Source organism: Streptococcus sp. HMSC061E03, from assembly GCF_001813505.1.
Classification (GTDB): Bacteria; Bacillota; Bacilli; order Lactobacillales; family Streptococcaceae; genus Streptococcus.
The window spans coordinates 762,142-772,041 of record NZ_KV812784.1 but is presented as its reverse complement, the minus strand read 5'-3'; the positions used below and the strand labels follow the sequence as shown (position 1 = coordinate 772,041).

The window sequence follows — 9,900 nt, the reverse complement described above, 5'->3', positions numbered from 1 at the left end:
TTCCTTAAGTGAGTACGGACGTCAGCGAACTTATTAGAAGTTCCATGACTAAATCAAAATACAAAGGGCGTCTGCGGATAAAGTCAAAAGAGGAAATTAGAAAGCAAGTGAAACAACACAACAAAACCATCGTTTTACTGACTGTTTTGTTTATTGCTATGCTTTCCATTTAAATGTTTTTATATCTTTCAACTTCTAGTATTTCTTGTTACTAGTGATGGACTATATCGTTTGTTTTTCTTATTTATTTTATAAGAATGTTAAGCTTAATAGAAATACAGTAATTACAAGATTGTAATATATTCTGTTATAGCTTTATGTGGCATGGGTATAAATTGATATGACTTTTATTATCTATGGTATAATGAGATAAATTTGGAGTTGTAGAGGCGAGCATTTGGAAGAACATAGACCTGATTTTAGAGATATAAAATCATTTGAAGAATTTAACAGATACTACTGGTATCGAGAAGAGCTTTCACAAATTTGTAAGTACCTTGGATTAGAATACAGATGTACAAAAAAAGAATTAAATCATATTATAGAACAATATTTTAGGGGAAATAGAGTAGAAAAAGTTTTGAGGAAAAGAAACAAAAATCAAACCGAAATAATAACCCTAAATACATCATTACTTGAATGTGGGTTTTCCTTTAATCAGAAATTTCGTGATTATTTTTCAGCTGTAACAGGTGTTAATCCGTTTAAGTTTAATGCTGATATGGCAACTGCTTGGAGAAAAGTAAAACGGGACAACAACATAAATTTTACAATCCAAGATATGATTAAAATATACTATGGAGAGTCAGACTACGCCAAGTATGATAATTCAGCTTGCCAATGGAATCAATTTCTAAAAGACTTTTGTGCCGATGAATTTAGCAATCATTACTCCAACAAGTTAAAAGTTGCGGCTATCCTTTGGAATGAAGTTAGAGATTCAAAAAATAAAAAAATTTATTCACGGGGACTTCTAAAAGAATATAGCTACAAAATAGAGGAGTACTGTAAGTAAACAACTTCAAGTTTGTCGAACGGAATATAAAGTATTAAAGACGATAGCACTCTGTTTTTGCAGAGTGCTTTTTTGTTTTATAGAATATAAGAGAATGTGGGATACTTGCTTTCTCTGCTAGATGATCGAGCAGAGAAAGATTTATTAGATATGACATCAGTCAGCTAAACCCTTTTAGCTGGCTTTTTTGTTAGCGACTCGGTCATTAACTTGCTTGTCAAAATATAATTCGGTATCATAGATATATAATGTTTGGTAAGTAAGTCCTATTGTCAGTTCGGAACAAGTAGATAGGAGAAGGGGAGAAAAAACTAGTGAATAAAGACCAATTGATAGAGAAACCAGAAATAAATATTGTTGGGGTTATTGCAAATCATCAGTTTAACTGGTATATTTGTTCAAACGAAATGTGGACAATGGATATCGATAAATATATTCAGGCATACCAGGAAGCAGGTCTGGATGTTGATTTCTCCTATTTACCTGAGATTCAGCAGAATCTTCATGTGATTACAAAAAGCAATCTTGAGAGCTACTTAGAAATGTATAAAGATGATTGGCTGAAGGTGACGGTTGAAGAATTGATCTCAATGATCAAACGTTCAATGGAAGAGGAGAACTTGAATTCAGAGATTATTCTGGAAGGAAAAGCCTTGCTTCCGGATCTTTTCATCGATTTTGATAAAGAAGAATTTTATTCAAACCATCTGGGGATGAAAAACTACGAAAGATATGTGCCAAACGGATGGAAGTTTTTTTCAGGACGTTTTGATCATTTGATCCCCAAAGAGGAGCAATATTGGATTGAAGAGACCAAGAAAACTGAAGGAACTAGTCTTCTATTCATATAAAAATAATACAGTTTAAAAGTATTTCATGAGACTGTGAAATGCTTTAAAATTTCGCCACATTTCAAATCTTTATATTCCGTTTCGTTAGGAATAGCGATGGAAAGCCAACCAAATATGCTATACTGAAGTAGATAGAAGGAGGAGCGACTGATGAGCAGAAAGTGGGTAAAGATCATTGCTATTTTAATTTTCATCCTATCCGGTAGTTACTTTGTCTACAATAAACTAACGAAGCCGAATCTTGGACCGAAAACAACAAAGCTCTATAAGCATGGTTTTCTTTTGCTAGAAGAACAAATCGGAACCTACATCAAAGAACACTATACTGGGATTGAGAAGATTGAGTTCTCCCCAATATACGTTACTGAAGAAGGGTCAACATTCTCAAATGCCTATGTGCGTCCGACGATCTATGACAAGTATGGAAATAAAGCTACTCTGGGAGATAAAATAAAGAAATTTATTCCATTAAGTTATGGATTGATTTCAGACATTGTTCTTGATTTTGATGGAGGTGGCAATGAAGTCATTGAGTTACTGGACTCAAATGGCAAACCTGTAGACGTTTCAAATGAGGAGCATTTGCCTAAGAGAGCTATACTCACAGAGGCAAGTAGTACAGATGAAAATATTGAATTATTAGTAGAAGATGGTCAGTTAATAGGAGTCGTAAAGGATGATAAAGGAAGCCCTGGTGCAGAAATTGTTTATAATACGGAACTCCATAAAGGAGACGCGAGAGAGTAGCGCTAACCAATGAAATAGAATGAAAAAGAAAGGACAAAACACATGCAGTATTATTTTATCGGTGGCCTAGGTGGTAATAGCTACCATCTGGCTCCACTAATGGATGAGCTAGGCTTTCCTGTGACCTTTCTAGATCCCTATAGGGAAATGATTCAGACAGAAAACGATCTTCGTGATTGGTTCCAAGGTCGGGTTGGCCAGGCTGAAGAGATCTGCTTATTTGGGCATTCCTTGGGTGGAGATTTGGCTCGTTATCTGGCTACTGAGTTTCCTCAGATCCAGGCTTTGATTCTCCTGGATGGTGGCTATCTGGATATGGAAAAGATCTTATCTCTTGAAGAAGAACTAAATGACACATCATCCTTCATGCAGCAGCAAGTTTTTGCGACTTTAGAAGAGGCTGTGTTATCAGAACTTGGTGATGGAGCAGATCCTACTCCTATAGCGCGAAAAGCAGTAGAGGCTAGCTATCGTTGGAATCCAGTGAGTGAACAATATGAATTAAATCTGGATCTCGAAAAGGTTATGGCTTTATTGCGTCTACGGCGTCAGATCAAGACTTACCAGATTCCACTGGCAGACCTGCCTGTCCTCTTTATCGGGCCTCGATACCAAGAAGAACCTGAATGGAGAAAAGATGCTCTGAAGCAACTAGATCCCCAGATCAAGCAAGTCTTGCTAGAAGGTTTGGGGCACGAACTGTATACAGAGGCGCCTGAAATTGTAGCTAGAGAAGTGAACAATTGGCTCCAAAATGTTCATAAATAAAACCTGTTTCTCTTTTTGAAACGGGTTTTTTCTTGTAATTTCCGAACGTTATTTCCTATAAAATCATTCCCATTGCATTAGGTCCGTATCTTTGGTATAATCTATCAAGGAAACGTCAAGAGACGTAGCGATGCGCTTGCGCATAGGTAGGTCAGTTTTTAGAAAAGAGATTTTTCAATCTATGTTAAATGAATTTCCTATTTTCGACTATGAAGATATTCAGTTGATTCCCAACAAATGTATCATCAATAGCCGGTCAGAAGCAGATACAACCGTCCAATTTGGAAAGCATACCTTCAAGCTTCCAGTCGTTCCTGCCAATATGCAGACGATTTTAGATGAGAATGTCGCAGAGCAGTTGGCGCGTGGTGGTTACTTCTACATCATGCACCGTTTTGATGAAGCGGGTCGGATTCCTTTTGTCAAACGCATGCATGATCAAGGTTTGATCGCTTCCATTTCGGTTGGTGTTAAGGAATACGAATACGACTTTGTGAGTCAATTAAAGGCAGATGCGCCTGAGTACATCACTATTGATATCGCACACGGTCATGCTGATAGTGTCATTCGGATGATTCAACACATCAAGAAAGAATTGCCAGATACCTTTGTCATTGCTGGAAATGTCGGAACACCTGAAGCTGTTCGTGAATTGGAAAATGCGGGAGCTGATGCGACTAAGGTCGGAATCGGTCCTGGTAAGGTTTGTATCACCAAAGTGAAGACTGGATTTGGTACAGGTGGTTGGCAATTGGCTGCTCTTCGCTGGTGCTCAAAAGCAGCTCGTAAGCCAATCATTGCGGATGGTGGTATTCGGACCCATGGTGATATTGCCAAATCGATTCGTTTCGGGGCTTCTATGGTCATGATCGGTTCTCTCTTTGCAGGACATATTGAAAGTCCTGGTAAAACAGTAGAGGTTGATGGAGAGTCTTTCAAAGAATACTATGGATCTGCTTCAGAGTACCAAAAAGGTGCATATAAGAACGTCGAAGGTAAGAAGATTTTATTGCCTGCCAAGGGTCATTTGCAAGATACCTTAACGGAAATGGAACAAGATTTGCAAAGTTCGATCTCTTATGCAGGAGGCCGGAAATTAGCAGATTTGAAACATGTTGACTATGTGATCGTTAAGAATTCTATCTGGAATGGCGATGCACACTAATTGAATTACTTATTTATTTCACGAATGGGCGTGATGTTTCTACAAGGTGCCGGAACACCTAACAATAAGTAAGTCGGGACTATTTCTCTTTCTAGAGAGATTTCAAGGCTTGCTTAGCAGGCCTTTTTGTGTTTTGTGAATGAAGTAGAGGATTTTTTAAAAAAGTAGGAGGAAGTATGAAATTACTTGAAGAGCGCATCTTAAAAGATGGCAATGTTTTAGGTGAGAATATCCTCAAGGTGGATTCCTTTTTGACCCACCAAGTGGATTTCAAATTGATGAAAGAAATTGGTCAGACTTTTGCTGACCGGTTCAAAGATGCTGGTGTGACGAAAGTCGTAACCATTGAAGCATCAGGGATTGCACCTGCCCTTTATGTAGCTGAAGCCTTGGATGTTCCCATGATCTTTGCTAAGAAGGCGAAAAACATCACGATGAATGAGGGCATCTTGACGGCTGAGGTTTATTCCTTTACCAAGCAAGTGACCAGCACCGTTTCAATTGCGGGTAAATTCTTGGATCCATCAGATAAGGTTTTGATCATTGACGATTTCCTTGCAAATGGTCAAGCAGCCAAAGGATTGATTCAAATCATCGAACAAGCCGGGGCTCAAGTCGAAGCGATTGGGATCGTGATTGAAAAATCCTTCCAAGATGGACGGGGATTGTTAGAAGAGTTGGGATATCCAGTTGTATCCCTCGCACGTTTGGACCGTTTTGAAAATGGTCAGGTTGTATTCAAGGAGGCAGACATCTAATGCAAAAACAAGAAAGCCATTCACAGGCGGCCATTCTAGGCTTGCAACACCTTTTGGCCATGTATTCGGGATCTATTTTGGTGCCGATTATGATCGCAGGAGCTTTGGGCTATAACGCTCATCAACTAACCTATCTCATCTCTACAGATATCTTCATGTGTGGGGTCGCAACTTTCCTTCAAGTGCAGCTCAATAAATACTTTGGGATCGGTCTTCCGGTAGTCCTTGGGGTTGCCTTCCAGTCTGTGGCTCCTCTCAGCATGATCGGGGCTAGCCATGGTAGTGGTGCCATGTTTGGTGCCTTGATTGTCTCAGGGATTTATGTCATCCTTGTCTCTGGTTTCTTCTCTAAGATTGCCAATCTCTTCCCATCAATTGTAACGGGATCCGTTATTACCACCATTGGTTTGACTTTGATTCCAGTAGCGATTGGAAATATGGGAAATAATGCGCCAAAACCAACCGTTCAAAGCTTGATTTTGGCTGTGGTGACTATTCTCATCATTTTAGTTGTTAATATCTATACGACTGGCTTTATTAAATCCATTTCAATTTTGATTGGTTTGATCGCAGGTACTGCCATTGCGGCTTCTATGGGCTTGGTAGACTTCACTCCAGTAGCGCAAGCACCAGTCGTTCACGTTCCAACACCATTCTTCTTTGGAGCACCTAAGTTTGAAATTACCTCAATCGTCATGATGTGTATCATCGCGACAGTTTCTATGGTTGAATCAACAGGTGTCTATCTTGCTCTTTCTGATATTACCAAAGATCCAATTAATAGCACGCGCCTTCGCAATGGGTATCGCGCTGAAGGGTTGGCCGTTCTCCTCGGTGGTATCTTCAACACCTTCCCTTACACCGGATTCTCACAAAACGTTGGGTTGGTGAAATTGTCTGGTATCAAGACTCGTCTTCCAATCTACTATGCGGCTGGTTTCCTTGTTCTTCTTGGTCTCCTTCCTAAGTTTGGAGCTCTGGCACAAATCATTCCAAGTCCAGTTCTTGGGGGAGCGATGCTAGTGATGTTTGGTTTTGTATCGATTCAAGGGATGCAGATTCTTGCGCGTGTTGATTTTGAACACAATGAGCACAATTTCTTGATCGCTGCTGTATCGATTGCTGCAGGGGTTGGTTTGAACAACAGCACCCTCTTCAATGGCCTTCCAACAGGATTCCAAATGTTCTTTGCTAACGGAATTGTCGTTGCCAGTGTCTTGGCGATCGTTCTCAACGCTATTTTAAACCGCAACAAATAATTATCTCAAATTTACCGGAGGTCCTTGGATCTTCGGTTTTTTTGACTTTTAAAGAAACATATAGTAGAGTGGAAGAGGAGAAAATCTAGTTTGATGAGAAGAGAGTTAGAATCATGTATGTAACCTATCACTTTAAAGAGCGCTTGCGCTTGTTTTTGAGTCTATTTTTGCCGATTTTAATCTACCAATTAGCTAATTATTCAGCCAGCTTTGTCGATACAGCCATGACTGGTCAGTACCGGACCCTTGATTTGGCTGGTGTTTCTACAGCTACGAGTCTGTGGAATCCATTTTTTACTTTCCTGACAGGGATTGTCTCTGCGCTGACGCCGATTGTTGGGCATCATTTAGGCAAGGGAAATAAAGAACGGATTGCTGGCGACTTTTACCAATTCCTCTATATGTCATTTGGTATGGCCATTCTCTTAATAGGCTTTGTTTGGGGGATTGCACCCATGATTCTCAAGCAGATCGGCTTAGAAAATGTTGTTGCCCAAATAGCCATTCACTATTTATATTTTCTTTCTCTGGGAATCTTACCTTTGTTGCTCTTTAGTATCGTGCGTACCTTCCTCGATACCTTGGGAATGACGCGTCTATCGATGTACTTGATGCTCTTGCTTTTGCCTCTCAATGCTTGTTTTAACTATATCCTGATCTATGGGGCATTTGGTTTTCCCGAGATGGGGGGAGCAGGAGCAGGTCTTGGAACCTCTCTGGCCTACTGGGTCTTGTTGGTTATTGCGTTTTTGATCTTGTGCAAGCACCCTAAGGTAGCACCTTTCCAATTGTGGAAGCCCCAACCTTATGATTTTAAAGGGATGAAAGAAGTATTGCGACTTGGGCTTCCAATCGGTGGAATTGTTTTTGCAGAAGTCATTATCTTCTCGCTGGTTGGTTTGTTAATGGCAAAATTCCCATCACTGACCATTGCTAGCCACCAATCGGCTATGAATTTTTCGACCCTGATGTATGCTTTCCCTGTTAGTATCTCCAGTACCATGGCGATTATCGTATCTTACGAACGGGGAGCAGGAAGACCAGAAGTGGTCAAACAATATTGCCGTTTGGGCCGGCTGACAGCCTTTGGCTTTGCCATTGTCACCCTGGTCTTTCTCTATACATTCCGCTTCCAACTAGCAGGGCTATATGGCAAGGATCCAGTCTTTGTGCAGCAAACAGCGATTTTCATGACCTATAGTCTCTTTTTCCAAGTGGCTGATACTTTTGCAGCACCCCTACAAGGGATTTTGCGGGGCTATAAGGATACAACCGTTCCATTCTTATTAGGAGTCTTTAGTTATTGGTGTATCTCTATCCCACTAGGGATTTTCCTTGACCATGTGACTAAATTAGGTCCCTATGCTTATTGGATCGGTCTTATTTCTAGCCTTGTTGTGAGTGGTATTTGTTACCAGATGCGACTATGGCAGATCGAAAAAAAACAAACAAACTAAAATGAAGTCTGGGAAACCAGGCTTTTTGTGTACCGTGAATATTATAAATTTTCTGAAAGTTCTTGACAATTGATGTCAAAGTGGTAAGATTAGGAGGTAGAAATGAAGAACTAGAAGGAGAACAAGATGAGAAGTGATATGATCAAAATGGGGATCGACCGAGCACCAGCGCGTGGTCTCCTCTATGCAACTGGGCAAGTAAAATCAGCAAAGGATATGCAAAAGCCCTTTATTGCCATTTGTAACTCCTATATTGATATCGTTCCAGGCCATGTTCACCTGCGTGAATTAGCAGATGTTGCCAAGGAGGCTATCCGCGAGGCTGGTGGGATTCCTTTTGAATTTAATACCATCGGGGTCGATGACGGGATTGCTATGGGCCATATCGGGATGCGTTATAGTTTGCCATCTCGCGAGTTGATCGCAGATGCTGCTGAAACGGTCATCAATGCCCACTGGTTTGACGGTGTTTTCTATATTCCCAACTGTGATAAGATTACACCAGGAATGATTTTGGCAGCCATGCGGACCAATGTACCAGCCGTATTTTGTTCTGGTGGACCCATGAAGGGTGGCGTTGACATGACAGGGCATCAGGCGACGCTCTCAAGTTTGTTTGAAGCTGTAGGTACTTATCAAGCTGGTGATATGAGCATGGATGAGCTGGATTTCTTGGAAAAAAATGCCTGCCCAACCTGTGGTTCTTGCTCTGGTATGTTTACTGCCAACTCCATGAACTGTTTGATGGAAGTATTAGGTCTTGCTCTTCCAGGAAATGGTACCATTCTAGCTGTTTCAGATGAACGCCGGGAATTGGTTCGTCAAGCAGCCAAACAATTGGTAGAGAATATTAAAAAGGGTATCCGTCCACGGGATATCGTGACCAAAGAAGCCATCGATGATGCTTTTGCGCTCGATATGGCCATGGGTGGTTCTACCAATACGGTGCTTCATACGCTCGCTATTGCGCGTGAAGCGGGGATTGATTATGATCTCAAAGATATCAACGAGATTGCCAAGAAGACACCTTATCTTTCTAAAATTGCCCCTTCAAGTGTTTACACTATGCATGATGTCCATGAAGCTGGTGGTGTACCAGCCATTATCAATCAGTTGATCAAAAAAGGAGCCATTAAGGGTGATCGTATCACAGTTACTGGTAAAACCTTGAAAGAAAACGTAGCTGGCGCTGAAATCAAAAATGAAGAAATTATCCATCCAATCGAGCATCCGATTTCATCTGTAGGTGGTTTGTCGATCCTTTACGGAAATATCGCTCAGGATGGGGCTGTAATCAAGGTCGGTGGGGTTGATCCATCTGTGACCACTTTCCGTGGTAAAGCTATTTGTTGTGATTCACAAGATCAAGCCCTTGAGTTGATTGACAATGGAACAGTCAAGAAGGGACATGTCGTTGTCATTCGTTACGAGGGTCCTCAGGGTGGACCTGGTATGCCGGAGATGCTAGCGCCAACTTCTAAGATTGTCGGACGCGGTCTTGGTAAGGATGTGGCACTGATTACGGATGGTCGTTTCTCAGGAGCTACTCGTGGGATTGCGATTGGTCACGTTTCTCCAGAAGCGGCAGAAGGTGGTAATATCGCCCTAATCGAAGATGGGGACGAAATCGTGATTGATCTTCCAAATCGTACTATTGATTTGCTTGTCGATGATGCAACTCTTGCAGAACGTCGCAAATACTTGAAACCTTTCAAATCAAAAATCTCCAGCGGTTGGTTGCGTCGCTATACAGCCTTTGCCAAATCAGCCAATGTCGGCGGAACCTTGATGAGTGACGAAGAATTCGAAGAACGGAAAGCAGAACGTCAAGCCCAAGAAAAATAAGAAAAAACCTTTCCTGCTATGTGATATCACAAGCA

The 9,900-nt window shown here is 41.1% G+C and carries 9 protein-coding genes and 1 riboswitch; all 9 genes read left to right on the top strand.

The features are described 5' to 3' along the window. Positions 1 to 397: 397 nt before the first annotated feature. The 9 genes from HMPREF2917_RS03860 to ilvD all read left to right on the top strand — a co-directional run bounded on the left by HMPREF2917_RS03860 (position 398) and on the right by ilvD (position 9,865). Positions 398 to 1,015, top strand: a complete 618-nt coding sequence (locus tag HMPREF2917_RS03860; protein WP_023918090.1) for an SAP domain-containing protein — start codon at positions 398 to 400, stop codon at positions 1,013 to 1,015. 314 nt (positions 1,016 to 1,329) lie between these two features. Next, a complete protein-coding gene (locus HMPREF2917_RS03855; protein ID WP_023918092.1) occupies positions 1,330 to 1,866 on the top strand; it encodes a hypothetical protein in 537 nt (178 codons plus the stop codon). Between the two features lie 150 nt (positions 1,867 to 2,016). Continuing rightward, on the top strand, positions 2,017 to 2,613 hold the full coding sequence (locus tag HMPREF2917_RS03850; protein WP_023918094.1) for a hypothetical protein: 597 nt from the start codon (positions 2,017 to 2,019) through the stop codon (positions 2,611 to 2,613). A gap of 42 nt (positions 2,614 to 2,655) precedes the next feature. Continuing rightward, positions 2,656 to 3,381, top strand: coding sequence for an alpha/beta fold hydrolase (locus tag HMPREF2917_RS03845; RefSeq protein WP_070589013.1), 726 nt, complete (start codon positions 2,656 to 2,658; stop codon positions 3,379 to 3,381). A gap of 181 nt (positions 3,382 to 3,562) precedes the next feature. After that, positions 3,563 to 4,546, top strand: coding sequence for a GMP reductase (gene guaC, locus HMPREF2917_RS03840; RefSeq protein WP_070589012.1), 984 nt, complete (start codon positions 3,563 to 3,565; stop codon positions 4,544 to 4,546). After that, a riboswitch (purine riboswitch) is annotated at positions 4,536 to 4,631 on the top strand. It overlaps the preceding gene by 11 nt. A 91-nt stretch (positions 4,632 to 4,722) precedes the next feature. Next, complete coding sequence (locus tag HMPREF2917_RS03835) at positions 4,723 to 5,304, top strand: xanthine phosphoribosyltransferase (RefSeq protein ID WP_003001484.1); 582 nt, start codon at positions 4,723 to 4,725, stop codon at positions 5,302 to 5,304. Further along, positions 5,304 to 6,563 carry a nucleobase:cation symporter-2 family protein gene (locus tag HMPREF2917_RS03830; RefSeq protein ID WP_070589011.1) on the top strand — a complete coding sequence of 420 codons (1,260 nt, stop codon included), beginning with the start codon at positions 5,304 to 5,306 and terminating at the stop codon, positions 6,561 to 6,563. Before HMPREF2917_RS03835 ends, HMPREF2917_RS03830 begins: the two co-directional genes overlap by 1 nt. 113 nt (positions 6,564 to 6,676) lie before the next feature. Continuing rightward, on the top strand, positions 6,677 to 8,020 hold the full coding sequence (locus tag HMPREF2917_RS03825; RefSeq protein WP_070589010.1) for an MATE family efflux transporter: 1,344 nt from the start codon (positions 6,677 to 6,679) through the stop codon (positions 8,018 to 8,020). A 126-nt stretch (positions 8,021 to 8,146) separates the two neighbouring features. After that, positions 8,147 to 9,865, top strand: coding sequence for a dihydroxy-acid dehydratase (gene ilvD, locus HMPREF2917_RS03820; protein ID WP_070589009.1), 1,719 nt, complete (start codon positions 8,147 to 8,149; stop codon positions 9,863 to 9,865). The last annotated feature ends 35 nt before the right edge of the window (positions 9,866 to 9,900 follow it).